Consider the following 26,376-nt stretch of genomic DNA (forward strand, 5'->3'; position numbering starts at 1 on the left):
CCCACCACCCCGTCAATCAGATTCGAACACCTTGATCAGGCGATCGATCAGGGCTGCTTCAGGTAGATCGAGGTGAACTCGGGCATACCCTGCGTCATGTCGTTCACCACGTGGCCGAGGTTCTTGCCGATGGGGAAGTTGGACGCGCTGTAGTACAGCGGCAGCAGCGGGAGGTACTGCTCCAGGATCATCTTGTCGAGCTTGCCCGCCTCCTTGACCTGGCCCTCCGGGTCGAGCGCGTTCACGCGGTCGATCTCGGTGTCCAGCTTCGGGTCACCCAGCTGGCCGATGCTGTTGCCCAGGGCAACCGCGTCGGACTTGAAGAGCACCGGGAACCAGCTGGACTGCGACGGCCAGTCAGAGCACCAGCCGGCCGGGGTCTTGCCCAGGTTGACCGGAGCGTTCTGGTCGCCGGTGAAGGTACGGATCTTGGCCTTCGGCACACCGATCGACTTGTACTTGAAGCCGGCCTTCTCGAACACCTGCTTGCGCAGCGCGTTCACCTGGGTCGAGATCTTGTCGTCGATCGAGTAGTACTGGCTGAGCTCGAAGCCTTCCTTGCCCAGCGCCTTCAGCTTCGCCTTGACGTCCGCGGCGACCGCGTCGTCCTGCGCACCCGGACCGGTTCCGGTCAGACCAGGCAGCTTGTAGTCCTCGTGGCCCGGCACGGCCTGCGGCAGGATGGTGCTGGCGGGCGGGTCGTCGTTCGGGTTCAGACCGGCAACCTTGCGCCACCCGTCGTACGGGTAGGCCTGCGCGACGAGCTTCCGGACCTCCAGCGGGATCCGCCGGGTGTCCATCGGCAGCGTGATGGTGCAGGGACCCGGGCCCTTGACGAGCTGGGCCTGGTCCTTGACCTCGGGCAGCAGGCTGACGTCGAGGTTGGTGTAGTTCAGCGCGTTCGCGTCGGGGCCGGAGCTGGCCAGCACCTGGCGCTGGACCTTGATCAGGTCCTGGCTGAACTTGAAGTCCCAGCCGTCGACGAACTGGTAGCGGACCGGGTCGGTCTTCGGGTCCCAGTTGGTGTTCTTGACCAGCTTGAGCTCGGTACCCGGGGTGTAGGAAGCCACCTTGTACGGGCCGGTCGTAGCCGGACGCTGCTCGTAGTTCTTCTTGGTGTCCCGAGCCTTGGGGATCGGGGCGAACAGCGGGAAGGCGGCGTAGAACGGCATGTCGTCGAACTTCTTCGCCAGGTGGATCACCAGGGTGCTGTCGTCCGGCGTCTCGACACCGGAGTAGTTGTCACCGCCGGCGCCGTACGGGCCCTTGTACTTCTCGCCGTCCTTGAAGAACTGGATCTGGTACGTCGGTCCCGCGTCATAGAGGTCGTGCGCGAAGGACCGCTTGATCGCGTACGCGTAGTCCTCGGCCTTGACCGGGGTGCCGTCGTCGTACTTGATGCCGGTCTTCAGCTTGAAGGTCCAGGTGAGACCGTCGGCCGACTTCGTGCCCAGGTCGGCAGCGAGGTCTGGCACCAGGGTCGGCTTGCCGGACTTCGGGTCCAGCTTGTACTGGGTCAGCGCCCGGTACATCAGCTTGCCGATCTGGTTTCCGTCGACGTAGTAGATGTTCGTCGGGTCGAAGGTGTCCGGTGTGACGTCCGACAGCACCGTGACGGTGCCACCATTCTTGGACCCGTCGATTGCCGGAGCAGGCCCCACGGCTGTTGGGTCCGTCGCCTTGACCTGGGTCTCGCCCGGCTGGACGTTCGAGCCACCGTTCGAGCCACTGTTCGACGACGGGCTGCCGCAGGCTGCGACGGCCAGCATGACCGTTGCCGCAACCGCGGTGATCCGTTTCCACTGCATTGTCGTGTTTCTCCTTTTCTGCCGCTCGGGCAATCGCCGTACTACCGGCGAGTCTTGGGGTCGAAGGCGTCGCGCACGGCGTCGCCGAGAAGGGCCATGGCAAGCACCAGAGCGGTGATGCCGATCACCGGAAGCCACAGGAACAAGGGGTAGGCCTTGAACCAGTTGGTGGCGACCGCGATGGTCTGGCCCCAGGAGGGGATCGGCTCGACCAGGCCGACACCGAGGAAGGACAGGCCGGCTTCGGCCGTCACGTACGCGGGCAGCGAGAGCGAGGCCGAGATGACGATCGGCGCCACCAGGTTGGGCAACAGCTCCTTGAAGAGCACCTGGCGGGTGGGAACACCGATCGCCTTGGCGGCGAGCACGAACTCGCGCTCGCGCAGCGACAGCACCTCACCTCGGATGATCCGGGCCAGACCCGCCCAGCCGAAGAACGACAGCACGAAGATCAGCACGTAGAACCGTGTCGACGCCTGTTCCTCGGGCGTGAGGTTGAACGAACCACCGCGCATCGACTCGACGATCGGCACCAGCGCGATGGCGAAGAGAAGGTACGGCAGGCTCAGGACGAAGTCGATGATCCAGGAGATCACCCGGTCGGTCCAGCCGCCGAGGAAGCCGGCCAGCAGGCCCGCGACCACACCGACGATGGTGCCGAACAGCGTCGCGGCGAAGGCGACGATGAGCGAAGGACGCGCACCGTAGACCCAGCGGGCGAAGTTGTCGCGGCCCGTCTTCGGCTCGACACCCAGCCAGTGCTGCGCGTTCGGGCCACTGGTCGGGTAGCCGAACTCGTCGACGAGTTCGGTGTGGAAGGCACCGTAGGTCTGGCCCTCGAGCTTGGCGAGCAACGGCGCGAACACCGCGATCAGGATGAAGAACAACACGATCCCGACGCACGTCATGGCCAGCTTGTCCTTGCGGAGCCGGTCCATTGCGATGCGGGTCGGCGACTTGCCGTGCGCGACCGTGGCCGCACGAACCGGCTCTGCCGACGCCGGGTGGTCCTCGACGCCTACGGTCGAGTCGGGTGACCCAATACTCATTCGCGCTCCGTCAGCTTTGTCAGCCAGATTCAGGTGTTCGGATCCGGCAACGGTCTGTAGATCGTGCCGAGCCTTTGCCCTGTGGGGCGCTCGCGTCAAATCCCCTTGACACGGCGATTCCTCCACAGCCGCGCGCTAGCCTGCCTGACACTGTGACACCAAACCAGCGGTGCCCGGCTCCAGTGCACAAATCGTTACCGGAACGGGTACCGGACCGGAACATTTGCCCCGGATGGTCACCTTCCGCGATCAATCCTTCGCAAAATGCGTCGGCACAGCACGGTCAGTGGCCAATTTGTGCCACATTCTCACTGAGGGTGCCTTTCCGGCGACCAGCAGAAATGAAATTCGTCACCTGCCGGAAAGGTCCCGTTCAGCCGGCAACTGCCGACGCCGGTGACCAAGATCTCGCGACCGCGGGTCCGGCCTACCGGCCTCGACAGGGACACAACAAAGCGGGCGACGGATGACCGTCGCCCGCTTCTGTGTGTAGTCAGCTCTCGCGGACGTTGACCGTGACGAACGGCGGCTTGACCACCTCGAAGGGCTCCTGCCGGCCACGGATGTCTACCGCCACCTCGTCGCCCTCCTTGACGCCGGCATCGAGCAGGGCGAGCGCGATCCCCTTCTTGAGGGTCGGGGAGAAGGTGCCGGACGTGACCTCGCCCAGCGCAGTACCGGCGGAGTCCGCGACCGTCATGTGCGGCCGCGGGATGCCCCGGCCGACGGCGCGCAGGCCGCGGAGGATCCGGGTCGGCCCGGCCTCCTTCTCGGCGCGCAAGGCCTGGTCGCCCCAGAAGTGCTCCTTCTTCCAGCCGACGGCCCAGCCGGACCGGGCCTGGACCGGCGTGATGTCCGGGGAGATGTCCTGCCCGTGCAGTGGGTAGCCCATCTCGGTGCGCAGGGTGTCGCGAGCGCCCAGACCGGCCGGGACGATGCCGTACGACTCCCCTGCCGCCAGCAGCGCGTCGAACACCGCGACTGCCGCTTCGTTCGGGACGACCAGCTCGTAGCCGCGCTCACCGGTGTACCCGGTCCGGCAGACCACTACCGGCGTACCGGAGTAGTCGGCGACGGCGAAGGACATGTAGTCGTGGCCGGTGGGCAGGCCGATCGCCGCGACGACGTCGTCGCTGTTGTGACCCTGGACCGCGAGGATCGCGTAGTCGTCGTGGGTGTTCGTCACCACGACGCCCTCGGGCGCCTGGGCCTTGAGCAGGCGGACGACCTCTGCGGTGTTCGCGGCATTCGGGATCAGGAACACGTCGTCGTCGCCATGCAGGTAGGCGATCAGGTCGTCGACCACCCCGCCGCGGTCGTTGCAGCACAACGTGTACTGCGCTTGGCCGGGCGCGATCTTGCCGAGGTCGTTCGTCAGGCAGGAGTTCACGTATGCCGCGGCGCCCGGGCCCTTCACCGTCGCCTTGCCCAGGTGACTCACGTCGAACACGCCCACGGAGGTCCGTACCGCGGTGTGCTCGGCCACCACACCGGAGTACTCCAGCGGCATCTCCCAGCCACCGAACTCGGCGAACTTGGCTCCGAGCGCGACGTGCCGCTCGTGCAAAGGGGACTTCTTCAAGGCGGGAGACTCGGTCATGCAGCGGAACTTACCGGACGAGCCGCGTAGCATGCACAGGCAGCTATTTCACGTACCGTCACGGCCGGCGCACCTGCCACCCGGTCAAGGAGGACTGAGGATTTCGTGAGCACCATCACCCTGAGCAAGTCCGATGCGGCCGGCGTCAAGACCGACGTCGTGGTCATCGGCGTGGTCAAGCTCGACGGCGGCGTCGCCCTGCCTGCCGGCACCGAGTCGGTGAACGCCGCGTACGGCGGGAAGCTGGTGGAGGTGCTGTCCGGCCTCGGTGCCACCGGGAAGGCCGGTGAGGTCACCAAGGTGCCCGGCCCGAAGCCCGGCAAGTCGGCCCTGCTCATCGCGGTAGGTCTCGGCGCCGCCCCGAACGGCGCGCTGAAGACCGAAGACCTCCGTACTGCGGCCGGCGTCGGCGTGCGCGCGGCGAAGACCGCGCAGTCCGTCGCCTTCGCCCTGCCGACCCCGGATGCCGAGTGTGTCCGCGCGGTCGCGGAGGGCGCGCTGATCGGCCGCTACTCCTTCAACTCCTACAAGTCGGAAGCGTCGACCGACGCCCCGGGCAACCTCATCGTGCTGACGGAACTGGCCCGCAACAAGGACGCCAAGGCCGCGCTGGAGCGCGCTGAGGTGGTCGCCGACGCCGTCCACCAGGTCCGCGACTGGGTGAACATGCCCCCGTCCGACCTGCACCCGACCGAGTTCGCCGACCAGGTGCAGAAGCTCGCCAAGGACCACGGCGTCAAGGTCGAGGTGCTGGACGAGAAGGCCCTGGCCAAGGGCGGGTACGGCGGCATCCTCGGTGTCGGCCAGGGTTCGACCAACCCGCCGCGGCTGGTCCGCCTCAGCTACACGCCGAAGAAGCCGGTCACCCACCTCGCCTTCGTCGGCAAGGGCATCACGTTCGACTCCGGCGGCCTGTCGCTGAAGACCGCGAACGGCATGATCAGCATGAAGTCGGACATGGCCGGTGCCGCGGCCGTGATCGGCGCGACCATCGCGATCGCCCGGCTCGGCCTGCCGGTCCAGGTGACCACCTACGCCGCGATGGCGGAGAACATGCCCTCCGGTTCGGCCGCGCGGCCGTCCGACGTCTTGACCATGTACGGCGGCAAGACGGTCGAGGTCCTGAACACCGACGCCGAGGGCCGGCTCGTCCTGGGTGACGCGCTGGTCCGGGCGTCCGAGGACCAGCCCGACCTGATCATCGACGTGGCCACCCTGACCGGTGCCTGTGTGATTGCCCTGGGCACCAAGGTGGCCGGCGCGTTCGCCAACGCCGACACCGCCCGCGACCGGGTGGTCGACGCCGCGATCGCCGCCGGGGAAGGGATGTGGCCGCTGCCGATCCCTTCGGAGATGCTGGACAAGCTGCGCTCGCACTCGAAGGTCGCCGACCTGGCGAACATCACCGGCGAACCGTGGGGCGGCGCGCTGGCCGCGGCCGCCTTCCTCGGCGACTTCGTTGCCGACGGCATCGACTGGGTGCATCTGGACGTGGCCGGCCCGGCCTTCAACGACGGCGGGCCTTCCGGCTACACCCCGACCGGCGGCACCGGTTACGCCGTCCGCACGCTGGTGGAGCTGGCCGCTTCGGCCAGCTGACCTCGTCCGACGACCCGGCGGGAGCGTCCAGCCGCTGCCTGAGCCTCTGCCTCGGCATCGGGCTCAGGCTCAGGCTCAGGTGGTGCCGTTCCGCTTCTGCCGGGCGTTGTACTCCCGCATCCGCGGCGGGTAGCCGACCACGGCTGCGTCGTACGACGGGATGCCCAGGTTGTTCGCGAACTTGTGCGCCCATTCGACCGAGGGAACGCGGCGACGGGTCCACTCACCGTCGATCGCGACCAGGAGCAGGGTGTACTCGGTCACCGCGGTCCGCGGCTCGACGAAACCCTCGACGCCCTGCCGCGTCTGAGCGAACTCCCGCAGGTGCGCCTGGTCGGGATTGTCCGACTTGCGCATCGTGCCCGGCCTGTGCCGACGGAACCACTTCATGCAGTAAGTGTCCCCTATTCCCGCAAGCCCATCGCGGACCTCGGGATCCCCCGTCGCGCCGCCGCGGTACAGGCCCGAGAGCGACATCTGGGGTCCCCGGTGACAAGATGACGCCCGGGCCGGAACTCCGCGATCCGGGGCCGCCCACCGACCTGACGCCCACGGAGGAACCTGTGACGAGCCCAGAATCCAGCACCGCAGACAGCACCGCGACCTATGACCTGGTGATCCTCGGCGGAGGCAGTGGCGGGTATGCCGCCGCGCTGCGCGCCGCAGTACTGGGTATGTCGGTGGCTCTGGTGGAGAAGGACAAGCTCGGCGGAACCTGCCTGCACCGCGGCTGCATCCCGACGAAGGCGCTGCTGCATGCCGCCGAGGTGGCCGACTCGGCCCGCGAGGGCGAGCAGTTCGGCGTACGGACGACGCTCGAGGGCGTCGACATGGGCGGCGTGAACAAGTACAAGGACGGCGTCGTCGACCGGCTGTTCAAAGGCCTGCAGGGGCAGATCAAGTCCCGCGGCATCACCGTCATCGAGGGTGAGGGCCGGCTCACGTCGCCCACCACGGTCGAGGTCGGCGGTACGACGTACACAGGCCGGAACGTCATCCTGGCCTCCGGCTCCTACTCGCGGTCGCTGCCCGGCCTCGAGCTCGACGGCGAGCGGATCATCGCCAGCGAGCACGCGCTGACGCTGGACCGGGTGCCCGAGTCCGCGGTGGTGCTCGGCGGCGGCGTGATCGGCGTCGAGTTCGCGAGTGCCTGGACCTCGTTCGGCACCAAGGTGACCATCGTCGAGGCGCTCCCCCGGCTGGTTCCGGCCGAGGATGCCGACTGCAGCAAGACGCTCGAGCGGGCGTTCCGCAAGCGCAAGATCGCCTTCAAGACCGGTACGCCGTTCGAGTCGGTCGAGGTCGGCGAGAAGGGCGTCAAGGTCACGGTCGCGGGCGGCGAGGTGATCGAGGCCGAGCTGCTGCTGGTCGCCGTCGGCCGCGGCCCGAACACCGCCGGCCTGGGCTACGAGGAGGTCGGCGTCGCGCTCGATCGCGGCTTCGTCACCGTCGACGAGCACCTGCAGACCAGCGTGCCCGGCGTGTATGCAGTGGGCGACATCGTGCCTGGCCTCCAGCTCGCACACCGCGGCTTCCAGCAGGGCATCTTCGTCGCCGAGCACATCGCCGGGCTGAACCCGACGCCGATCGACGAGACCGGCATCCCGCGCGTCACCTACTCCGAGCCCGAGGTCGCGTCCGTCGGCCTGACCGAGGAGCAGGCTCGCGCGAAGTACGGCGACGTCGAGATCCTCAACTACAACCTCGGCGGCAACGGCAAGAGTCAGATTCTCAAGACCCAGGGCTTCGTCAAGCTGGTCCGCGCCAAGGACGGCGCCGTGGTCGGCCTGCACCTGGTCGGCTCCCGGGTCGGCGAGCTGATCGGCGAGGCCCAGCTGATCTACAACTGGGAGGCCTTCCCGGCCGACGTGGCGCCCCTGGTGCACGCCCACCCGACCCAGACCGAGGCCCTCGGCGAGGCGCACATGGCGCTGGCCGGGAAGCCTCTGCACTTTCATGAGTAGCTTCTGATGCCGTTGGGACGGGCGGGCGTGTCCGCTGTGACCCGGCTCTCGCCCGTTCCAGCGGCACCGTAGGCTGACACGAGACCGATCAGACGAAGGAGCAACGACCGTCATGCCGACCTCTGTATCCCTGCCGGCCCTCGGGGAGAGCGTCACCGAAGGAACCGTCACCCGCTGGCTCAAGCAGGTCGGCGACACGGTTGCCGTCGACGAGCCCCTGCTGGAGGTCTCGACCGACAAGGTCGACACCGAGATCCCCTCGCCCGTCGCCGGGACCCTGCTCGAGATCAAGGCCGCCGAGGACGAGACCGTCGAGGTCGGCGCCGAACTGGCCGTGATCGGCGACGCCGGCGAAAGCTCCGGTACTCCGGATGCGCCGGCTGAGGCCGCGCCCCAGGCTGAGGCTCCCGCTGCAGAGGCTCCCGCTGCTGAGGCGCCGGCCGCCGAGGCTCCCGCTGCCGAGGCTCCGGCTGTTGAGGCTCCCGCCGAGCAGGCTGCTGCTCAAGAGGCTCCGGCTGAGCAGGCTCCGGCTGCTTCATCTGAGCAGGCTCCGGCTGAGGCTCCTGCTTCGTCCGGCAATGGTTCGGGTGGATCTGGTGGGTCGGGCGGTTCCGGCACGTCGGTGACCCTGCCGGCCCTGGGCGAGAGCGTCACCGAGGGCACCGTGACCCGCTGGCTCAAGCAGGTCGGTGACGACGTGGCCGTGGACGAGCCGCTGCTCGAGGTCTCCACCGACAAGGTCGACACCGAGATCCCGTCCCCGGTCGCCGGCAAACTGCTGGAGATCAAGGTCGCCGAGGACGAGACCGTAGAGGTTGGCGCCGAGCTCGCGATCGTAGGTTCCGGCGACGCAGCCCCCGCCGCATCGGCTCCGGCAGCCTCGGCCCCCGCCGCTTCGGCTCCGGCCGAGTCGGCCCCCGCCGCATCGGCTCCGGCCCAGTCCGCCCCCGCCGCATCGGCTCCGGCCGAGTCGGCCCCCGCCTCCGCGCCTGCCCAGTCGACGCAGGAGACTCAGCCGACGCAGGCCGCTCCGGCTGCCGCCGCCTCCGCTCCCGCCCAGGCCCCGGCGCCCCAGCAGGCACCAGCACCGCAGCAGGCGCCGGCACCGCAGCAAGCTCCGACACCGCAGCAGGCTCCGGCGGCTGCGGCTCAGCCCCCGGCGGCCGCACCGGCTCCGCAGAGTGCGCCGACCCAGACCGCCCCGGCACCTTCCGCTCCGGCTGCATCGTCGAACGGCTCCTCCTCCGAGGGCCCGAATTACGTGACCCCGCTGGTCCGCAAGCTCGCCGCCGAGCACGAGGTCGACCTGGGTTCCGTCCAGGGCACCGGCGTCGGCGGCCGGATCCGCAAGCAGGACGTCATCGCCGCCGCCGAGGCCAAGAAGGCAGCTGCGGCCGCGCCGGCCCCTGCTGCAGCTCAGGCGTCCGCTCCAGCCGCGGCGAAGTCCGCGCCTGCAGTAAGCCCGCTGCGCGGCACCACCGAGAAGATGAGCCGGATCCGCAAGGCCATCGCCAACCACATGGTCAACTCGCTGCACGTCTCGGCGCAGCTCACCACTGTGGTCGAGGTGGACGTCACCGAGATCGCCAAGTTGCGGAACGCGAAGAAGGCCGAGTTCGAGGCCCGCGAGGGCGTCAAGCTGTCCTTCCTTCCGTTCTTCGCGTTGGCCGCCGTGGACGCGCTCAAGCAGTACCCGAAGCTGAACGCGTCGATCGACAGCGAGAAGGACGAGGTGACCTACCACGCGGCCGAGCACCTCGGCATCGCGGTGGACGCCGAGAAGGGCCTGATGGTCCCGGTCGTCCACAACGCCGGCGACCTGAACATCGCCGGCCTGGCGAAGAAGATCGCCGATCTCGCCGACCGCACCCGCAACAACAAGGTGCTGCCGGACGAGATGGCGGGTGGCACCTTCACCATCACCAACACCGGCAGCCGCGGCGCCCTGTTCGACACGCCGATCCTGAACCAGCCGCAGGTCGGCATGCTCGGAACCGGCGCAGTGGTCAAGCGCCCGGTCGTGATCACCCACCCCCAGCTCGGTGAGACGATCGCGATCCGGCAGATGGTGTACCTGGCCCTGACCTACGACCACCGCCTGGTCGACGGCGCCGACGCGGCCCGCTACCTGACCGCGGTCAAGCAGCGCCTCGAAGAAGCCCAGTTCGACGTCTGACCCACCACCTTCACTGCCGACCCGCCGCCAGGCTCCACCTCGCGACGGGTCGGCTTCGTTTATGCAATCCATGGCAACCATCCGCTGCCTGGGTGGCGACGAATGACGGAACGGGTGGGTGATCTGGAGCGGGTCGCGGGCGTTGTGCTTCCGCAGCGACTGGCAACGGGTACCTGACCCTCGACACGCCCGCGACCTGGCGGCGAGTCAATGACCTCCGAGTCGATCCCTGGGAGGATCCGACGATGAAGTACGTGCTGGCCGGCTCGTCCGGCTTCCTCGGCAAAGCCCTCGCCCGTGACCTTGCGGCCGACAACCACCAGGTCGTACGGCTGGTCCGTGGCGAACCGAGCCTGCCGAGCGAGGTCCGCTGGGACCCCGCGCAGGGTCAACTGGATCTTGCCGCGCTCGAGGGCGCCGACGTACTGGTGAACCTGGCCGGCGCGAACATCGGCCGCCCCTGGACCCCGACGTACAGGAAACTCATCCGCGAGAGCCGGGTCAGTACGACCGCAACCCTCGCCGCCGCGGCCGCTCAGCTCGATCGGCCGCCGGTGTTCATCACCCAGAGCGGTATCGGCGGCTACGGCAAGGACTGCGGCGACCGCGAACTCACCGAGGAATCCGAACTAGGCGAAGGTTTCCTCTCCGACGTCGTCCGCCTCTGGGAAGGGGCGGCCGCCCCCGCCCGCGAAGCCGGCAGCCGAGTCGCCTCCCTCCGCACCGGCGTAGTCCTCGACCGATCCGCGCCCGCTTTCCAGCTGCTCTCCTTACCGTTCCGTCTCGGCCTCGGGGGCCGCCTCGGATCTGGCAAGCAGTACTTCCCGATCGTCTCCCTCACCGACTGGCTCAGAGCCGTCCGCCACGTCGCCGAACACGACGAGTTGAGCGGTCCGGTCAATGTGACACTCCCGAACCCGGTCACCAATCAAGAGTTCACGCAGGCCTTGGCCACTGCCCTCCACCGCCCGGCCCTGATCCCGGTCCCTTCCTTTGTTCTCACCACCGTCCTCGGCGAATTCGCCTGGGAACTCATCGGCAGCAAGAAGGCGATCCCCGCCAAACTTCTCGCTACCGGTTTCTCCTTCACCCACCCCACCCCCGCTGCGGCCTTGGCCGCCGCCCTCCACGCTGATACGTCCCGCCTCGATCCCCGCTGAATCTGCCCCCACGAACACGGCCACTGGTGCTCGCTCAGCGGGTGACAATCGCCGCCGCCGGGGCGCCTTCTCTGAGCACGCGTGTTTGCGAACTATCCATACCGAGATGTCAAAGCGCGCGAGTTTGCGAGCTCTCCATACCGGGAGATCACAGCACGCGAGTTTGCGAGCTCTCCATACCGGGAGATCACAGCACGCGAGTTTGCGAGCTCTCCATACCGGGAGATCACAGCACGCGAGTTTGCGTGCTCCCAATACGGGGACCGGCAGCGCGGTACGTTCCCGGTCTGACTCGCGGTAGGCGCGACCGTCACCGGGCTGCTCGGCGATCGCAGCCGCGACAGCGGGGTCGGCGCTGGTGTAGCTGCCGGTCCGGGTTGCGGCCTAGGGGCCGGGGTTGAGGAGTCGTGTTCGTCGCGCCACGGCGCCGGTGTAGCTGCCGAGCGGGTTGAGGAGTCGTGTTCGTCGCTCCATGGCGCCGGTGTAACTGCCGGTCCGGGCTAGGAGCCGGGGGTTGAGGACTCGTGTTCGTCGCTCCACGGCGCCGGTGTAGCTACCGGTCCGGGTTCCGGGCCGGGGGTTGGGGGGTCGTGTTCGTCGCCCCACGGTGAGGTGCAGGTGGTGATGTCGGTGCTCGGACCGGATTGGGGGCGCGGGGGTGTGGGCTGGTGGGGTTCGTCGTCGCCCCAGGGGTTGAGGCGGGCGGTTTCCTCGGCGCTGATCCAGGCGATGTCCGTGGTGTAGGGCCATGCCCGGGCAGGCTGAGCCGACCGGGCCCGATCGGTTGTCGACGGCAACAAGCTGCCCGTGGCCGTGCCCGTCTCCGTGGCCGCGTCGGTGTCCGTCTCCGTGTCGGTGGCCGTGTCGGTGGTCGTGTCGGTGGCCGGGGTGCATTCGGCGCCCGGGCAGGATGCGGGTGGGTCCGGCGGTGCTGGTGGTGGTCGCCATGGCCGGAGGCGGACCGGGTCGGGGTCGGCCCAGTCCGGGCGCGCGACACTCACCACACCGTCGATGATCGCGATATCCCAATAGCCGTTATGGGCGCCGCGATGGTCGTGCTTACAGAGCAGGACCAGGTTGTCCAGCGTCGTCGGCCCGCCCTCGGCCCAATGGACCAGATGGTGCGCATCGCACATGATCGGCGGCGCCCCACACACCACACAGCCCCGATCACGCACGATCAGAGCCTGCCGCAACGCATCGGTGACGAAACGCTTCTCGGTACCAACATCCAACGGACGCGAGTTCGACCCCAACACGACCGGCAAGATCCCCGCATCACACGCAAGCCGCCGCACCGCCGACGCCGACAGACTCCCCCCATAGATCAACTCACCACACCCCCCAGCCCGCACGCCGCCCCCGCCCAGCCGCCCAATCCCACCGAGCCGCCCGGTCGGGGTGAGGCCGGCGAGCAGGTCGATCCCGGGCAGAGGGCCGGTCCGGCTCGTGCCGGCCGGTGCATGCCCGGCGCCCTTCCCTGGCGCCGTGCCGGTCTGGCTCGTGCCGGTGAGGGCGCCGGTGAGGGCGTGGTAGTCGATGGTGACGCTGATGTGGGGCTTGATCGCGCTGTTACCGGTCTGGCCACTGTCGGCCGCGACGGTGATCGCGGTGGTCAGCGCGTCGGCCTGCCGCTTGGTCTTGGAACGAGGATCCGGCCGGCCGTCGATGGTCTTGTGCGGCTTGGCGTTGTCGAAGATGACAGCGTTGAACACCTCGGCGTTCTCGTTGGCAAGATAACCGTGGAACCTGACCCCATGATCGGTCTTCCTCAACTGCAGCGATTCACGGTCATAGGCCCTGTCCTCGCCCGGTTCGCGACCATCGGGGTCCAGAATGTCCAGAACCTGCCGGCCGAGCCGCCGCAACTCCACCGGACTGAACTCCCGACCGGCCTCGACCAACTGCTCCTCGGCCGCGACCAGATGCTCCACCGGCACCGCCGCCGGCACCTTGTCCAACACCGCCACGATCGCCCTCGCCTGACCGACATGCAGCCACACCGGCGGCCGCGAAACCCCCTGGTCGGCATCGGGTGGGTCCTCGACCGCGCCGACAATGCCGCCGTCGGCGACACCGTCCACGACACCGCCGGTGACACCGTCCACGACGCCGCCGGGGATGTCGTCCGTGCTGTCGTCCGTGATGTCGTCCGTGCTGTCGTCGGCGACACCGCCGGTGATGGGGTCGGTGATGTCGTCGGTGATGGGTCGAAGGGGGTGGGCAGCGCCGCGGCGACCAGCGGGTACCTGGCCAAGGTGGTGGCGAGTTTGAGGTCGGCACGGACCTGGGCGGCGTTGAGCCGGTGCCGGGCCGCCAGCAGGCCGGCGATGTCGGTGGCGCCGAGTTGCCGGGCATAGCCGGTCTCTTCCAGCGCCGCCATCAACTGCAGCCGGTAGGTCTCACGCCGGGCGGACTCGTCGTGCAGCGCGTCGAGAGCCGACAGCTTTTCGCTGTCGCTCATCGACCACACCGGCCGCACCTCCACGAGTTCCATACCGATGACTCTAGATCAGGCCACCGACAGTTTCCGGGCCCCGGAACCCGTTATAAATAAGGGATTCCGTGACCGGACGGATCTGGTCACGTTGTCCACAACAACCCCCGCCCTGTGGACACCAACACGCCGCATCCGACCCGGTTATCCACAACAAAACGAGAGCCGGAACACATTCGGGACGAACCGGCCGGCAGCCAGAGCCATGCGCCAACGACGAAGGCAGGTGGCACACAGCTGCAAATAGACCGCACCGTCCCTTGCAGAAGACGCGCCGCTGAGCACATGACGTCCATCGACTAACAAGCCGATGGACAGAAGGCCCGGCTCGACCCGACCCGGCCCGGTGCAGCGGCCCGGCGCGGCTTGGTCGCGGCGCCAGCTACGGCTTCGGTCGGGGCTTCGGCTCGGCCTTCTCGCCTCAGCCCGCTTCTGTGAACACCAGCAGCGGTTTAGCCCAGCTCGACACGCTCACGCGCAGCTCGGCACGCGGAGGCCCAGCACGGCATGGTGCCGTACAGCGGAGGCCCAGCACGGCATGGTGCCGTACAGGTCCGCCCAGTAGCGGGGAACCAGGGTGTGTCGGTCGGCTCGGCCCAGGTCGGGTCGGGTGAGCTCGCGTAATACGGCTCGGGTCCGCTCAGGGGGTGGTTATTTCGGTGATGCGCCAGGCGGTCGATGGTGGGGTTGTCTTGAGGGTTATCCGGCGACGGGTCGGTTGGCCGGATGGGAGTGGCGTTCGGCGGCCGGACTTGTCTATGGCTGTGGCGGAGATCAGGCGGTCCACGACGCGTAGGACCGCCGTATTGGGGCTCGACTCCTCGACGGCGAGGCTTTGGATCTGGATGCTGAGGCCTTCGATGCGCACTTGCTGGTCGCGGTAGGACGTGAGCAGGGCTTTGTCGGACTTCCAGGGCGCGCTTCCGGGGACATAGATCGCGTCTAGGCCGGCGACGTTGAGGGTCGAGAAGGTTCGAGATCTTTGGACGTCGAGGGCCTGCAGAGCCCTCAGCCATCGGCTGGTTTCAGCTGCTGAACCCGGCGGTGTCGCTGGATAGCGTGGCGCCAGAGGATCGCCGGAAACAGTGGGAACGCGGGGCGTCGTGCTGTCACCGGGGGTCGCGGGAGTGGCCGGCTTTGCGGGGTCGCCTGGGGTTGCCGGAGTAACTTGCGCCGTGCCGCCGGCTGGGGTGCCCTTCGAGACCGCTGTAGGCGTTGGAGTAGCCGCGGTGGCGTCGGCCGAGACTGTCGCGTCGGCCGTGGCGGCTTGATTGTCGGCTGCTGAGGCGGAGGAGCTTGAAGGGCTGCCGAGGACGCCGACCGTGATGAGGCCGAAGATGAGCACGATGAACGCGGCTAGGCCAGCCACAGCCAAGAGGCCGTACGCGCGAAGGTTCGACGAAAGGCGGGCGCTGAAGCCGAGGGCCGGTCGGCGGCCGCGGTTGCGAGTGTGGCCGCGGTTCCGGGTTTGGCGGATCCGGGTGCGGCGGCGGTTCCGGGCGTGGCTGCGGGTGGCGCGTCCTGCTGTGCGCCGACTGCCTCCTGCCTCGCTCGAAGTAGTTGTTCGCGTCACCACTCTGGCTTCCGCTCCCGGCGTCACCACACCACTTCCCGGCCTGGCGGCGCCGATGTACAGGTCCTCGAGCATCATCGGTGCCACCGTTGCTCCTGCATCAGCGGTTGAGCTGGGCAGGCTGCGGCCCGAGCCCTCGGGTGGCGATATGGCGCCGCCGGAAGTGATTGCGTCGTCGTCGGTTGCCGCGGCTGGTTCGAGGGATGTGCCAGCTGGGCCTGGACGGCCGGACTCCCGGGGTTTGACGACAGCGGTATGAGCGGCGGCCCCGCTTGTTTCCGCCGGACTCGGAGACGCGGTACTGGTTGGGGCGTCGTCGCCGAAGCCGAGGTTGATTGGCTCCGGGGCGGCCAAGCGCAGTACTCGGCGGGCTATTTCGTCGCCGTCGCCGGTGAACAGCTCTGGTGTGAAGATCCGGGGGTCTCCCCCGGACGCCCTGGCGATTTCTGCGAGCGCGGCTAGATCGTTCTCGGCGGACTGTGGCGTCGGAGCCGCTAGCAGACGTAGGCCCGCGTCGGTGAGAACAGGGCGGCCTTCCGCGTCAAACATGACGTTGGCGAGGCTCACGTTGCCATGGGTCAGGCCGGACCGGTGCAGGATGGCGAGGGCTTGCGCGAGTGGACTGAGCAGCGTGACTAGTTCGCCCGGGGAGAGCGGTTCCCGGCGGTCGAGGAGATTGGTCAGTGTGCCGGCCGCGACGTACTGGCTGATCAGCAGCCATTCGCGGTCGGTCTGCCGTACGTCGAGCAGGCGCGCCAGGTGCGGGAAGTCGATGGATCGGGTCAGCGCGAGGTCGCGACGGAACTCCTCGACAGCCGGGACCCGAGCTGCCGAGATGCGTTTGAGCGCGGCGTGCCGGCCGGAGCCGAGATCGCGGAGCAACCAGACAGAACCGGCCGCACCGGACCCGAGGCCGCGGCGCAAGCTGTAGCCGGCGATGTCTTCGAGTGCCATGCCAGAGAGAGTGCACGAATCGCCGTCAGCAGCGCGGAAGTTATCCACATGGCGGCGCCGACAAAGGGGCCTGTGGATGGCGGCGACCGGCGCCGAAGCGAGCGACATACACTCAATGACGTGAGGGAGATCAACTACGTGCAGGCCGGGTTCGGCGCCGACGCGGTCGATTACGAGCAGGCGTGGGCGGAGCAGCGCCGTCTGCACACAGACGTTGCCGAGGGCACCGGGTCCGACACGGTCATCCTGCTCGAGCACCCGCCGGTCTACACGGCCGGCAAGCGCACCGAGCCGCATGAGCGTCCGCTGGACGGTACGCCGGTGGTCGATGTCGACCGTGGCGGCAAGATCACCTGGCACGGGCTGGGTCAGCTGGTCGGCTATCCGATCGTGAAGCTCGCCTCACACGTGTACGTCGTGGACTACGTGCGGCGGCTGGAGGAGGCCCTGATAGCGGTGTGCGCCGACCTTGGCGTGCGGACGGGACGGGTGAAGGGGCGGAGCGGGGTCTGGGTGCCCGCGGACGAGCGGGGTCGCGAGCGGAAGATCGCCGCGATCGGGATCAGGGTCGCCCAGGGCGTGACGATGCATGGGTTCGCCTTGAACTGCGACAACGACCTGGCGTGGTTCGATCGGATCGTGCCGTGCGGGATCTCCGACGCCGATGTGACGACGTTGTCCAAGGAACTCGGCCGGCAGGTCGCAGTCGCCGAAGTGCTTGATCCGGTGCGGCGTCACCTCGACCGCATGCTGGCGTGGGAGCCGTATGAGCGGACGCCCGACCTGGATCACGAAGACGACCCGACCCCAGCAGGAATCACCTACGGCCTCGCCGTGACCCCCCTCCCCTGACGCGTCCTTAGGTACGTCCTTCAACGCACGCCCCCGACCGTGCACCGGTTCGAGTTCAGCGCTCGTGTTTCAACCGTGCGCAAGGTCATGCCTGTGTGCGTGGTGAGGTGGCGTGGGGACAGGGAGTGACGAGGGTTGGGGGGCGTGCGCGAAGTGTCGTCGCTGTGTGGAGCGAAAACGTCGCTACGGTGGGGATGTGTCCAAATTCTTAGGCTTCCTCCTCGGCGTCGTCGTTGCGCTGGCTGGGCCGGCCGTGTTCGGAGTACTGGCGGCTGCCGGCGGCATCGAGCTGAATGCGAAGGAGATGGCGCTTGCCTATGGCATTGGAGCGCTGATCTTCTGGACCGTGGTGTCGTACTTCTCCGGCGCGGCTGCGCTCGGTGCGGCGCTGACTTTCGGCGGGATGATCTACGCCGTGCACTGGATTCCCAACCGGACGACGAACTTCCTCACCAGTGTTCCCGGGGTGACGACCGGGATGATCGATGGGATCAAGCAGTACACGTTGAACGGCGTGGTGCCGATTCTTGCGGTGATCTCGCTGGTGTATGCGATCCAGTCGATCGTCCGGGCGGTGCAGCGGCGTCGCCGTGATCGTGCGGAGGCCGAGCGGCTGCAGCGGGAGCAGGAGGCCGCGCAGGCTCAGCAGGCTGCCGAGGTGGCTGCGGCGTATCCGGTTGCCGGGGCCGGCTATCCGGTTGCCGGCGGCGACTATCCGACGAGTGTCGACAACCGGTTCGGCAGCAGCGCCGGGAACACGAGCTACGAGGACCTGTTCGACGAGGACCCGACGCCGTTCCCGCCGCGGAACCCTGCTGACGACCAGACGACCCAGTTCGCTAACGCTGACCGGGATCCTGAGTTCGACGGGTATGACGAGTATGAGGATCGTCGAGCCGAGGCTGACGACGAAACCGTCCTGGTGCCGACCGATCGCGACGAAACCGTTCAGGTCCCGTCGGACGATGAGGCAGCGGACCAAGTAGCGGACCAAGTAGCGGATCAAGGTTCGGACGAGGCCGACGGTGGTGCCGACGGGCACAACAAGATGAACGAACCTGACGAAATGGCTGTGCAGGAGCCGAAGCAGCAGGTAGCTGACCAGACCGTTGCCGAGGGCACCGAGCGCGCGGACGACGAGACGCAGATCAACCCGCCGCCCGCTTCCGCCGCACCGACAAGCAGTACGCCGGCAGGCGGGTCACCCGCAGCTGGTACTCCGGCCAGCCCCGCAGGTGCCTCACCCGCAGCTGGTACTCCGGCCAGCCCCGCAGGTGCCTCACCCGCAACTGGTACTCCGGCCGCCCCCGCAGGCCCGTCGCCCGCGGGTGATACCCCGGCCACCCCGGAGCCCTCAAATGCCATCCCCGCAGCATCCGCGCCAACATCCGCGGCGGCTTCAGGCGATGCCTCTGTTTCCTCCACACCGAGTGATTCCTCCACACCGAGTGACTCCGCTTCGACGGCGTCGACCGGTTCAGCTGCTCCCAAGGAAGCCGCTGGGCCTACAGCGGTCACATCGTCTGCCGGGCCCAAGCCGGCCGGACAAGGCGCGGATGAGCGGAGTCAGCCGGAGCTCGGGCGGAACGAGGAGGTCGGGCAGCAGTACCGCGAGCGGATGGACGGGCCGGACGTGGACGACAGCGGCGAGCACTTCTTCGGGGCGTTCGAGAATCCGAACCTTCCCGAGGAAGGCCGTCCGCAAGCTCCTCGGGTGATGGATCTCCCCAGTCAGTTCCGCCCCGCCGGCGCCTGAACCCGGCCTCCCCCGCGCCGACGCACGGCTGAGGCTGGGTTGGCGCGCGAGGCTGGGGTTGGCCGCGCGCCTAGGGGTCGGGCCGGGCCGTTGGCGACTCAGGCGACGTGCATGTGTTGGTGTTGGCCTCGGCGGGCGTGCTCGGCGAAAGCCTCGTCGTAGGCATGGATTGCCATCTTGCAGACATCCGCGGCCATCTGGGCCCGGGGAGATTCCGTGCTCCAGGCGAGCATCAGCCGACGGTGGATCGGGTCGCCTGCCAGGGGGCGGGTGGTTACGTCGCTCGAAAGCATCCGGTACGACGTGGGCGAGATCAGCGCGACGCCTTGACCACTGGTGACGAAGCCCATCAGTACTGAGGTGTCGACGGAGTGGTGCTCGACCCTCGGAGCGAAGCCGGCTTGTTCGCACGCGTCGCGGAAGAGCACGTGGAAGCCGCTGTCGTCCGGCGGTTCGCCGATCCATTCCTCGTCGGACAGATCCGCCAGGTCGATCTCACTGCGGTGCCTATTGGCCGTCACCAACGGGTGGTCGGCTGCCAGTACGACGTAGGCGGACTCCGACTCCACGATCGTGCAGGCCTCGACGCCGGACGGGAGCCGCAGCTCGAACCCGGGGAACTCCCGCAGCAGCGCGAAGTCGAGCCGGCCGCTCTCCAGCTGTTGGAGCAGCACGCTCGTGGCCCACTCGACCTCGATGCTGACCTGCTCGATCTCGCCGTGGTCGCGCAACCGGCTCGCGATCCCCGACATTGGCGCGGTCGGGAATCCGCCCAGCCGGACCGCGCTGGACTCCACCGCGGTCATCGCGGAGACCGTCGCGGACAGGTGGTCCACGTCGACGAGGATCGCGCGCGCCCGGTCCACGGCATACCGGCCCAGTGCTGTCGGGGTGACGCCGGTGCGGGAGCGTTCGAAAAGCTCCCCGCCGAACGCGGCCTCGATCCGTTTCAGCTGCGCCGTGAGGCTCGGCTGGCTGACCTTCAACCAGCGGGCGGCCCGCCCTACGGACCCCGCTTCTGCCACCAGGACCACCACCCGGAGGTGGCGCAGCTCGACGTTCATGCGTTGTGACCGTAGTCCAGGTCCGCGCACAGGACACAGGTATCGCGTGTTGCGGTTTCGTTACAGACCCCGGAAAGCCTGTAACGCTCGCGGAGCTGTCACGATAGGTCAGGACGCCTTGAGCGTGATCGCCTCGCGATAGCCCAATCGTCGGCCCGTCTGCAGCAGCGTCCGCTCGTACAGCCGGGCACCGAGCCGCACGATCAGGACGGTCGCCAGGACCAGGATCAAGATCGCCAGGAGCGGCTGCCACACCGGCACGTCCTCGGTCAGCATCCGCCCGGGCATCGCCATCGACGATGCGATCGGGACGAACGACGCGACCGTTTTGGCCGACGAGCCCGCGAAGACCGAGAAGAAGAACGGGATCATCAGGATCATCTGGCCCGGCAGCGTGGTCGAGCCGAGATCCTCCTGCCGGGTGGCCAGCGAGCCGGCCACCGCCCACAGCCCGGCCAGCGCCACGAACCCGAGCACGAAGAACACCACGAACCAGCCCGCGACCGGGGCGACCACCTTCAGGATGTCGGCCTGCCCGGTCGCCAGCAGCCCGATCAGCGACGCGGCCGCGATCACTACGATCTGTGACAGCGCGAGCACTGTGTTGCCGATCACCTTGCCCCACAGCAGCGCGCGGATCGGCACCGCCGCGGCCAGGATCTCGACCACCCGGCTCTCCTTCTCCTGCACAACGCTCTGCGCGATCATCATGCCGAAGCCGAGCGCGGTCATGTAGAAGACCAGCGCCAGCCCGATGTTGACGAAGCCGGCCACGATCTGGGGAAGCGGCCCCGGGTTGAGCAGCCGCTCCTGGACCTCGGTGTTCGCGCGCAACTGCTGAGGGGTGAGGCCCGCCCGGGCCGCGTTCTGCTCCATCCCGAGGTTGACCACCGCCTCGTGCAGGTTGTTCTGCAGGTCCGTGTCGACCTGGTCGTCGCCGAGTACGACGTACCCGTTGTCGCCCGGCAGCAGCGCGGCCTTCACGTCGCCGTCGGCAACCAACCGCTCCGCGCCCGCCTGATCCGCCACCTTCGTGACCTCATAGGCTCCCCCGCCTTTGGTCGCGTCGGCTGTCTGCACGACCTTGGCGCCGGCATCGTCCAGTACCGCGATCTTGTCCGCGCCGCCGTGACCCGTGAGCAGCGCCGGGATGACCACCGCGGCCATCACCAGGATCAGCATGAACGCGGTCGACCCGAGGAAAGTCTTGTCCCGGATCTTCGTACTGATCTCGCGTTGCGCCACCAGTTGCCACGGATGCCGCAGGGTCTCGTTGTTCATCGGGTCGCCTCCCGGAAGACATCGCTCAACGCCACCCGCTCAGGCCCGAACTCGAGCACCGCCCCGCGGCTCATCGCCTCACGCAGAACCTCCTGCACGAACTGTTGCTCAGGTCCCTCTTCACCCGTCTCCACATCGAACAGCGCCGTCGCACCGTCGACATCGCGGACCTTGATCCCGCGTACGTCGCGCAGCCAGCCGGTGTCACCATCGACGACCAGCCGGTACGTCGTGGTCGGCCCAGCGGCGAGTTCCGCAACGGGGCCCGCGGCAACGACCTTGCCGCGCGACAGCACCACCAGGTCGTCGCACAGCCGCTCCACGAGTTCGAGCTGATGGCTGGAGAACAGCACCGGCACCTCCGCCGTGACCTCCTCGCGGAGCAGGTCGACCATCGCGTCAACGGCGAGCGGGTCGAGGCCGCTGAACGGCTCGTCAAGCACCAGCGCGATCGGCTCGTGGACGAGCGCAGCCGCGATCTGGACGCGCTGCTGGTTGCCGAGCGACAACGTCTCCAGCGTGTCCCCGGCGCGCTCGGTCAGGCCCAGCCGTCCGAGGAGCTTGTCGGTCCGCTCGGACGCCTCGAGCGAGTCGAGGCCGTGCAGCCGGCCGAAGAACACCAACTGGTCGCGGATCTTCATCTTCGGGTACAGGCCGCGCTCCTCCGGCATGTACCCGAAGTCCCGGCGCACCGCCTGCGTCAGGGGCCGGCCGTTCCACTCCACCACACCGGCGGAGGGGGCGAGCACGCCCAGGATGATCCGCATCGTCGTCGTCTTGCCGGCCCCGTTCGCCCCGACGAAACCGGTCATCCGACCCGGCACCACGTCGAAACTCACGTCGTCCAGCGCGAGGTGATCACCGAACCGCCGGGTCAACCCAGCAACGCTCAGCATCCCGTTCACCGTTCCTCTGCTGCTTCAGCCCCCTGGCCGGACGCACGCCCGACCACTCCCGCATGGAAGTGACTCCCACGCTAGTCAGCGCGACCCCGATCGGACGTCGGCCCGCAGTGTGATCACGCGTCTCATCCCCAGGGATGAGACCGCGGACCCGCGCCGGTCCGCCAGGCCGCGGGCAGCCCGGAGTACAGGATCAGGCGGTCTGTTCGTCGCCGGGGACGACCAGACCGCATTCGTAGGCGAAGACGACGGCCTGGACGCGGTCGCGCAGGCCCAGCTTCAGGAGGACGCGGGACACATGGGTCTTGACGGTCGCCTCGCCGACGAACAGCGCGTTCGCGATCTCCGTGTTCGTCAGACCGCGCGCGATCAACCCCAGGACTTCGCGCTCCCGCTCCGTCAGGTCCGCCACCAGGTCCGGGCGATAGACGCGCTCGCCACCACCGGTGAACCGCTTGATCACCCGCCGGGTCACCTCGGGAGCCAGCAGGGCATGTCCCGAGTGCACGACCTGGATCGCCTCCACCAGATCCTCCGGCGCGGTGTTCTTGAGCAGGAACCCGCTGGCACCCGCGCCGAGGGACTCGAACAGGTAGTCGTCCCGGTCGAACGTCGTCAGGATCACCACCTTCCCGGCGTCGGCGGCGACGATCCGCTGGGTCGCGGCGATCCCGTCCAGCCCTGGCATCTGGACATCCATCAGGACGACGTCCGGCCGAAGCTTCTCCGCGAGTTCCACCGCACGTTCACCGTCGGCGGCCTCCCCCACCACCTCGATGTCCGGCTCAACCGACAGGATCATCCGGAACCCGGCCCGGACGAGGTCCTGGTCGTCCACGAGCAGGACGCGCATCGGTGTACCGGGCTCACTCATCGTTGCTGTTCTCCTTCTGCCTCACCGCGGCCGGCGCCAGCGGGATCCGGGCGCGGACCCGGAAACCGCCGACCGGGCGCGGGCCGATCTCGCTCTCGCCGCCGAGGAGGCTGACCCTCTCACGGATGCCGACGTGACCCAGCCGGCTGCCGACCGGCGCGTGCTTCGGGCGGCCGTCGTCGATCACCTCGACCTCGACCGCGCTCTCGCCCAGATACCGCAGCGTGACGTGAGCAGTCCGCGCGGTGGAATGCCGGCGAACGTTGGTGAGCGCCTCCTGCGCGATCCGGTAGACCGACACCGAGACGGTCTGCGGCAGGTCGACCGGATGCCCGATCTGGTGGAACCCGACAGACAAGCCCTCCCCGTTCGCGTTGGCGACCAACGCCGGCAGCCGATCCGCCCCTCCTTGCGGCGCCTTGATGGCCGGTACGCCGATCTCCTCGTCGAGGTCGGGGTCAGCCGCACGGAGCATGCCGAGGAGTTGGCGCATCTCGTTGACCGCGGTACGGCTGGAGTCCTCGATCACGGCGAGGGCGTCCTTCGCCGCATCCGGGGCAGTGTCCATCACCCGGCGGGCACCGCCTGCCTGGACGCCGATGCTGCTGATGTGGTGGGCGACGACGTCGTGCAGTTCGCGGGAGATCCGGAGCCGCTCGTCGATCACCGCGCGTCGCGCGTTCGCCTGCTGCTGAGCGGCGAGCTCGACGGCCTGCTGCTCGAGCACATGCCGCTGCCGGGCGGTTCGCCATGCGGTGCGGCCCCAGAAGTAGGCGCCGAAGAAATAGAGCACATTGAGCGCGATGTTCAGCAGTACGAAGGACACGTACGGCGAGAGCATGCCCTGCGCGGCTCCCTTGATGGTGTCGTCCTGCAGCGCTTTCACGAAGCCGTAGACCAGCCAGCAGAACATGCCGACGAAGACGAGGACCATGGTCGCCTTCATCCGCCTGCGGTCCCTGGACCACGCCGACGCTGCGTAGATGGCCATGAACATGCACGCCTGGGTGACGAGGTTGCCGGCGAAGGCGAACGGGACCCGCTCGCCGGCGATGAAGAACAGCACGGACACGGCGAGCAGCGCGGTCAGGGGGTACCTGCGCCGGAAGCAGAGCGGGAGCGCGACGGCCGCGCTGAGTACATAGGCCTCGGCGCCGCCGATCCCCATCTCGACGGGGCCAGGCGAGGTGCCTTTGGCCAGTTCAGTGCCGATCACGCCGGCGACAGCCATGCCGACTCCGAGTACCAGGTCCTGCCGCTGCTCCCGGCGGGATGGCCCGGGCCGCTGCCACTCGCCGGCCGAGCCACCCGGCGCCGTCGAACCTCCGGTCGCCGTCGAAGCACCCGATCCCGCAGCGCCGCCGGGTGGCGCGGAACCACCCGAAGCCGCGGTGGCGGAATCACCCGCGGCCGGGCTGAGCGCAGTACGGGCCGAGTCGGCGGCCGGTAGGGAGCTGGACATGGTTGACCAGCCTACGGGTGGAACAGGTTCTGTCCGGTGAATTGCTCCTGTCCGGCGCCGCGTACTCTGGTGGGCGTGACGATCGCCCCAGAAGGACGGAAACTGCTCAGACTCGAAGTGCGCAACGCGGAGACCCCGATCGAGCGCAAACCCGAGTGGATCAAGACGCGCGCGAAGATGGGCCCGGAGTACCAGAAGCTCCAAGCGCTGGTGAAATCCGAAGAGCTCCACACGGTGTGTCAGGAAGCCGGCTGTCCCAACATCTTCGAGTGCTGGGAGGACCGCGAGGCCACCTTCCTCATCGGCGGCGACCAGTGCACCCGGCGCTGCGACTTCTGCCAGATCGACACCGGCAAGCCGCTGGCGCTGGACCGCGACGAGCCCCGCCGTGTCGCCGAGTCCGTCACCAAGATGGGCCTGCGGTACGCGACCGTGACCGGCGTCGCCCGCGACGACCTCGAGGACGGCGGCGCCTGGCTGTACGCCGAGACGATCCGGCAGATCCACGAGCAGAACCCCGACACCGGCGTCGAGATGCTCGCGCCCGACTTCAACGCGGTCCCCGAGCAACTGGCCGAGGTGTTCTCGTCCCGGCCGGAGGTGTTCGCGCACAACGTCGAGACGGTGCCGCGGATCTTCCGCCGGATCCGCCCGGGCTTCCGCTACGAGCGGTCGCTGGACGTCATCACCCAGGCCCGCGACTACGGCCTGGTCACCAAGTCGAACCTGATCCTCGGCATGGGCGAGACCCGCGAGGAGGTCAGCCAGGCGCTCGGCGACCTGCACGGCGCGGGCTGCGAGATCATCACGATCACCCAGTACCTGCGCCCGTCGGTGCGGCACCACCCGGTCGAGCGCTGGGTCCGGCCGGAGGAGTTCGTGGAGATGAAGGACGAGGCCGAGGAGATCGGTTTCGCCGGAGTCATGTCCGGCCCGCTCGTGCGTTCGTCTTACCGGGCCGGTCGCCTGTACCGTCAGGCTGTGGAGTCGCGGATGACGTCTGCGGCAACCAACGCCTAAAGCTCTCCAGACAGACAAGGTTGAGATGGCCAAGAACGACGCGCCCGCCGAGAAGACCAGTCGGCTGAAGCAGATCCGGTCGGCGTACCAGCTGACCAAGAAGTCAGACCCCCGGATCGGGCTGGTGCTCGCCGGGATCTTCCTCGGCGTGGTCGCGATCTTCGTGGTCGTCGGGCTGATCATTGGCCAGCCCCTGGTGCTGATCCCGCTCGGCGTCGCGCTCGGTCTGCTCGCCACCACGATCATCTTCGGCCGGCGGGTGGAGAAGGCGGCCTACAGCCAGATCGAGGGCCAGGCCGGCGCCGCCGCCTCCGCGCTGCAGACGTTGCGCCGCGGCTGGAACGTCACCCCGGCCGTAGCTGTCACCAAGAACGCGGACATCGTGCACCGGGTCGTCGGCCGGCCGGGCATCGTGCTGGTCGGCGAGGGGCAGGCGAGCAGGGTGAAGAACCTGCTCGCGGCCGAGCGCAAGAAGCACACCCGGGTCGCCGGTGGCGCGCCGGTGATCGAGATCATGGCCGGTCAGGGCGAGGGCGAGATCGACATCCGCAAGCTGACCAAGCACGTGATGAAGCTGCCGGCCGCCTTGCAACCGTCCGAGATCACCGACCTGCTGCAGCGGCTGAAGGCGCTCGACGCGGTCCGCCCGCAGGTGCCGATGCCCAAGGGCCCGGTCCCGACCAGCCTCAAGGGCGCCCGGCAGGCCATGAAGGGCCGCTGACCGTCGATCCGCTGTCTGCTCGTTCGTCAGGAAGGGTGACATCATCCCTACGAACGAGGAGGTA

At 68.4% G+C, this 26,376-nt stretch carries 20 protein-coding genes; 9 read left to right on the top strand and 11 right to left on the bottom strand.

The window, feature by feature from the left end; genetic code table 11:
- Positions 1 to 47: 47 nt before the first annotated feature.
- The 3 genes from ABD210_RS17105 to gcvT all read right to left on the bottom strand — a co-directional run bounded on the left by ABD210_RS17105 (position 48) and on the right by gcvT (position 4,457).
- Positions 48 to 1,808, bottom strand: a complete 1,761-nt coding sequence (locus ABD210_RS17105) for an ABC transporter substrate-binding protein (RefSeq protein ID WP_344112542.1) — start codon at positions 1,806 to 1,808, stop codon at positions 48 to 50.
- Between the two features lie 41 nt (positions 1,809 to 1,849).
- Positions 1,850 to 2,857: an ABC transporter permease gene (locus ABD210_RS17110; protein WP_344112543.1), complete on the bottom strand. Its 1,008-nt coding sequence runs from the start codon at positions 2,855 to 2,857 to the stop codon at positions 1,850 to 1,852.
- 493 nt (positions 2,858 to 3,350) lie between these two features.
- A complete protein-coding gene (gene gcvT, locus ABD210_RS17115) occupies positions 3,351 to 4,457 on the bottom strand; it encodes a glycine cleavage system aminomethyltransferase GcvT (protein ID WP_344112544.1) in 1,107 nt (368 codons plus the stop codon).
- 105 nt (positions 4,458 to 4,562) lie between these two features.
- On the opposite strand from gcvT, the gene ABD210_RS17120 reads away from it, so the two are divergent.
- Entirely contained in the window at positions 4,563 to 6,056 is a 1,494-nt protein-coding gene (locus tag ABD210_RS17120) for a leucyl aminopeptidase (RefSeq protein WP_344112546.1), read from the top strand.
- A gap of 75 nt (positions 6,057 to 6,131) precedes the next feature.
- On the opposite strand, the gene ABD210_RS17125 is transcribed toward ABD210_RS17120, so the two are convergent.
- Positions 6,132 to 6,446 carry a hypothetical protein gene (locus tag ABD210_RS17125; RefSeq protein WP_344112547.1) on the bottom strand — a complete coding sequence of 105 codons (315 nt, stop codon included), beginning with the start codon at positions 6,444 to 6,446 and terminating at the stop codon, positions 6,132 to 6,134.
- 173 nt (positions 6,447 to 6,619) lie between these two features.
- On the opposite strand from ABD210_RS17125, the gene lpdA reads away from it, so the two are divergent.
- The 3 genes from lpdA to ABD210_RS17140 all read left to right on the top strand — a co-directional run bounded on the left by lpdA (position 6,620) and on the right by ABD210_RS17140 (position 11,356).
- Positions 6,620 to 8,020, top strand: coding sequence for a dihydrolipoyl dehydrogenase (lpdA, locus tag ABD210_RS17130; RefSeq protein ID WP_344112548.1), 1,401 nt, complete (start codon positions 6,620 to 6,622; stop codon positions 8,018 to 8,020).
- A gap of 112 nt (positions 8,021 to 8,132) precedes the next feature.
- Complete coding sequence (sucB, locus tag ABD210_RS17135; protein ID WP_344112549.1) at positions 8,133 to 10,196, top strand: 2-oxoglutarate dehydrogenase, E2 component, dihydrolipoamide succinyltransferase; 2,064 nt, start codon at positions 8,133 to 8,135, stop codon at positions 10,194 to 10,196.
- Positions 10,197 to 10,441: 245 nt separating this feature from the next.
- Entirely contained in the window at positions 10,442 to 11,356 is a 915-nt protein-coding gene (locus ABD210_RS17140) for a TIGR01777 family oxidoreductase (protein WP_344112550.1), read from the top strand.
- Between the two features lie 500 nt (positions 11,357 to 11,856).
- Here ABD210_RS17140 and ABD210_RS17145 read toward each other — a convergent pair whose 3' ends face one another.
- Positions 11,857 to 13,464 carry an HNH endonuclease signature motif containing protein gene (locus tag ABD210_RS17145; protein WP_344112551.1) on the bottom strand — a complete coding sequence of 536 codons (1,608 nt, stop codon included), beginning with the start codon at positions 13,462 to 13,464 and terminating at the stop codon, positions 11,857 to 11,859.
- On the opposite strand from ABD210_RS17145, the gene ABD210_RS17150 reads away from it, so the two are divergent.
- On the top strand, positions 13,348 to 13,716 hold the full coding sequence (locus tag ABD210_RS17150) for a hypothetical protein (protein WP_344112799.1): 369 nt from the start codon (positions 13,348 to 13,350) through the stop codon (positions 13,714 to 13,716). The genes ABD210_RS17145 and ABD210_RS17150 overlap by 117 nt on opposite strands.
- A 777-nt stretch (positions 13,717 to 14,493) precedes the next feature.
- Here the strand turns inward: ABD210_RS17150 and ABD210_RS17155 are convergent.
- Positions 14,494 to 16,380 (bottom strand): protein kinase domain-containing protein, encoded by a 1,887-nt coding sequence (locus ABD210_RS17155; RefSeq protein ID WP_344112553.1) that lies wholly within the window; start codon positions 16,378 to 16,380, stop codon positions 14,494 to 14,496.
- A 120-nt stretch (positions 16,381 to 16,500) separates the two neighbouring features.
- Between ABD210_RS17155 and lipB the strand changes: the two genes are divergently transcribed.
- Both lipB and ABD210_RS17165 read left to right on the top strand, forming a co-directional pair.
- Complete coding sequence (gene lipB / locus ABD210_RS17160) at positions 16,501 to 17,232, top strand: lipoyl(octanoyl) transferase LipB (protein WP_344112554.1); 732 nt, start codon at positions 16,501 to 16,503, stop codon at positions 17,230 to 17,232.
- Between the two features lie 196 nt (positions 17,233 to 17,428).
- Positions 17,429 to 18,988 carry a hypothetical protein gene (locus tag ABD210_RS17165; protein WP_344112555.1) on the top strand — a complete coding sequence of 520 codons (1,560 nt, stop codon included), beginning with the start codon at positions 17,429 to 17,431 and terminating at the stop codon, positions 18,986 to 18,988.
- A 98-nt stretch (positions 18,989 to 19,086) separates the two neighbouring features.
- Here ABD210_RS17165 and ABD210_RS17170 read toward each other — a convergent pair whose 3' ends face one another.
- The 5 genes from ABD210_RS17170 to ABD210_RS17190 form a co-directional block, all read right to left on the bottom strand.
- Positions 19,087 to 20,052, bottom strand: coding sequence for a LysR family transcriptional regulator (locus ABD210_RS17170; RefSeq protein WP_344112557.1), 966 nt, complete (start codon positions 20,050 to 20,052; stop codon positions 19,087 to 19,089).
- A 108-nt stretch (positions 20,053 to 20,160) separates the two neighbouring features.
- The gene (locus ABD210_RS17175; protein WP_344112558.1) at positions 20,161 to 21,333 is read right to left on the bottom strand and encodes an ABC transporter permease; all 1,173 of its coding nucleotides are present in this window, start codon (positions 21,331 to 21,333) and stop codon (positions 20,161 to 20,163) included.
- Positions 21,330 to 22,229, bottom strand: a complete 900-nt coding sequence (locus tag ABD210_RS17180; protein ID WP_344112560.1) for an ABC transporter ATP-binding protein — start codon at positions 22,227 to 22,229, stop codon at positions 21,330 to 21,332. The genes ABD210_RS17175 and ABD210_RS17180 overlap by 4 nt, the downstream gene beginning before the upstream one ends.
- Before the next feature lie 199 nt (positions 22,230 to 22,428).
- Positions 22,429 to 23,109: a response regulator gene (locus tag ABD210_RS17185; protein WP_344112561.1), complete on the bottom strand. Its 681-nt coding sequence runs from the start codon at positions 23,107 to 23,109 to the stop codon at positions 22,429 to 22,431.
- On the bottom strand, positions 23,102 to 24,571 hold the full coding sequence (locus tag ABD210_RS17190) for a sensor histidine kinase (protein ID WP_344112562.1): 1,470 nt from the start codon (positions 24,569 to 24,571) through the stop codon (positions 23,102 to 23,104). Before ABD210_RS17190 ends, ABD210_RS17185 begins: the two co-directional genes overlap by 8 nt.
- Positions 24,572 to 24,646: 75 nt before the next feature.
- Between ABD210_RS17190 and lipA the strand changes: the two genes are divergently transcribed.
- On the top strand, positions 24,647 to 25,591 hold the full coding sequence (lipA, locus tag ABD210_RS17195) for a lipoyl synthase (RefSeq protein ID WP_344112563.1): 945 nt from the start codon (positions 24,647 to 24,649) through the stop codon (positions 25,589 to 25,591).
- Positions 25,592 to 25,616: 25 nt separating this feature from the next.
- The gene (locus ABD210_RS17200) at positions 25,617 to 26,312 is read left to right on the top strand and encodes a DUF4191 domain-containing protein (RefSeq protein WP_344112565.1); all 696 of its coding nucleotides are present in this window, start codon (positions 25,617 to 25,619) and stop codon (positions 26,310 to 26,312) included.
- Positions 26,313 to 26,376: the final 64 nt, after the last annotated feature.

This window comes from Kribbella alba (genome assembly GCF_039529635.1).
Taxonomy (GTDB): Bacteria; Actinomycetota; Actinomycetes; order Propionibacteriales; family Kribbellaceae; genus Kribbella; species Kribbella alba.

Bases quoted from the DNA above. Each gene is read 5' to 3' on its own strand.
- ABD210_RS17105 (WP_344112542.1), bottom strand. From the start codon at position 1,808: ATGCAGTGGAAACGGATCACCGCGGTTGCGGCAACGGTCATGCTGGCC.
- ABD210_RS17110 (WP_344112543.1), bottom strand. From the start codon at position 2,857: ATGAGTATTGGGTCACCCGACTCGACCGTAGGCGTCGAGGACCACCCG.
- gcvT (WP_344112544.1), bottom strand. From the start codon at position 4,457: ATGACCGAGTCTCCCGCCTTGAAGAAGTCCCCTTTGCACGAGCGGCAC.
- ABD210_RS17125 (WP_344112547.1), bottom strand. From the start codon at position 6,446: ATGAAGTGGTTCCGTCGGCACAGGCCGGGCACGATGCGCAAGTCGGAC.
- sucB (WP_344112549.1), top strand. From the start codon at position 8,133: ATGCCGACCTCTGTATCCCTGCCGGCCCTCGGGGAGAGCGTCACCGAA.
- ABD210_RS17140 (WP_344112550.1), top strand. From the start codon at position 10,442: ATGAAGTACGTGCTGGCCGGCTCGTCCGGCTTCCTCGGCAAAGCCCTC.
- ABD210_RS17150 (WP_344112799.1), top strand. From the start codon at position 13,348: ATGCAGCCACACCGGCGGCCGCGAAACCCCCTGGTCGGCATCGGGTGG.
- ABD210_RS17155 (WP_344112553.1), bottom strand. From the start codon at position 16,380: ATGGCACTCGAAGACATCGCCGGCTACAGCTTGCGCCGCGGCCTCGGG.
- ABD210_RS17170 (WP_344112557.1), bottom strand. From the start codon at position 20,052: ATGAACGTCGAGCTGCGCCACCTCCGGGTGGTGGTCCTGGTGGCAGAA.
- ABD210_RS17175 (WP_344112558.1), bottom strand. From the start codon at position 21,333: ATGAACAACGAGACCCTGCGGCATCCGTGGCAACTGGTGGCGCAACGC.
- ABD210_RS17180 (WP_344112560.1), bottom strand. From the start codon at position 22,229: ATGCTGAGCGTTGCTGGGTTGACCCGGCGGTTCGGTGATCACCTCGCG.
- ABD210_RS17185 (WP_344112561.1), bottom strand. From the start codon at position 23,109: ATGAGTGAGCCCGGTACACCGATGCGCGTCCTGCTCGTGGACGACCAG.
- ABD210_RS17190 (WP_344112562.1), bottom strand. From the start codon at position 24,571: ATGTCCAGCTCCCTACCGGCCGCCGACTCGGCCCGTACTGCGCTCAGC.
- ABD210_RS17200 (WP_344112565.1), top strand. From the start codon at position 25,617: ATGGCCAAGAACGACGCGCCCGCCGAGAAGACCAGTCGGCTGAAGCAG.